This is a genomic window from Haloparvum sedimenti (assembly GCF_001462205.1).
Classification (GTDB): Archaea; Halobacteriota; Halobacteria; order Halobacteriales; family Haloferacaceae; genus Haloparvum; species Haloparvum sedimenti.
Genome location: NZ_LKIR01000133.1, coordinates 1 through 1,206 on the forward strand (window position 1 = coordinate 1; position 1,206 = coordinate 1,206).

General features: G+C 61.9%; 2 protein-coding genes. Both read right to left on the minus strand.

Annotated elements, in window-relative coordinates; translation table 11 throughout:
- Positions 1-22: 22 nt before the first annotated feature.
- Complete coding sequence (locus AN233_RS11805) at positions 23-685, minus strand: DUF6735 family protein (RefSeq protein ID WP_058366986.1); 663 nt, start codon at positions 683-685, stop codon at positions 23-25.
- A 68-nt stretch (positions 686-753) separates the two neighbouring features.
- Entirely contained in the window at positions 754-1,134 is a 381-nt protein-coding gene (locus tag AN233_RS11810; protein ID WP_058366987.1) for a hypothetical protein, read from the minus strand.
- Positions 1,135-1,206 lie beyond the last annotated feature (72 nt).

The window sequence follows — 1,206 nt, forward strand, 5'->3', positions numbered from 1 at the left end:
GATATCCACTAAGGGATTGGTGTTACGACTTGCCGAGACTCGCTGTCTCGAAGGGTGATTCTCCGGTCGGAATGAGCAGCTCCTGTCGGTCTCCGACCCGCTCAGCGAGCTTCCGTTTCAGATACTGTCTCGCCGTTGACGGCGTGAAGACGCCCTTGTCGAGCATGTCGCCAACGACGTCTTTCAGTGCCCGGAACTGTCCCTTCAGATGGCCGTCGCCGACCGGCTTGCCGTCGTACCAACGCACCGTCGCGAGCGCGCCGTTCCCGACGGTCTCTCCCTGTTCGACCGTCTCCGAGTCGTACTGGAGCCCGAACCACAGCGTCCGATAGGCGGTCACCTCGAACGTCGTCGACACCACGTAAAACGCCTCATGGTGGAGGTAGTCGAGATGGTCAGCGATAATCTCCTCGAGCGTGAGCCCGGTGGCGCGAGGCTTCGGCTCGACGACCGTCGACGGTCGGTCTTCGCCGGCGAGGTAGCCGTCGACGGCATCTGCCTCGAGGCCATCGGCTAACTCCGCCAGCAGCTGTTTCGCCCACTTGGAGTCGGTGTCTTCGCCACCGAACGGCGACTCAGCCGAGATTCGGTGCTTGAGCTTCAGATTTGATGCACCCCAATGAGAGTAATGGAGCGTGTACTGTCCGTCGGTTCGTTCGTACGCAACAAGTGCGCGGTGGCCCATTGAACAATCACCTCGCAGAACGATCCACGACTGGATCGCCCCGCACCCCTCCCGGGGGACGAACAACGCTACTCGTCGATCGGGTCGGGGGAACTGAGGTCCGCGTACAGCACCTCACCGTCGCGGACGACGTACCGTTTCGCCAGCACGGGAAATCGGCATTTGGTAAATCCGGCTGTCTGGATGTCGAATTCTTCGTCCGGTTCGAGATACTCCGCGAGCGACCGGAGGAACTCGTGGGTGACGATGCCACCGTCGTAGTCAGGAAGCCCGTTCTCACGGGCCTCGTACACTTCGAAGCTATCGTAGCCCCAGATGATCAGTTCGCCGTCGTCGTCCACCTCCCAGTTGAGCGTCCCGAAGCAGTGGTTCTCACAGAGCTGGCGGACGGCCTGTGGGTCTGTTACGAGCGCGCCGGTCGATGTCGTTGCGGCTTGGAGAGTTGCCATCGGTTGTTCTCGGGAGCTGTCTCGCGCCCCCGCACCCCTTCAGGGGGCGAGCAACTGCTCACGCTGTGACGG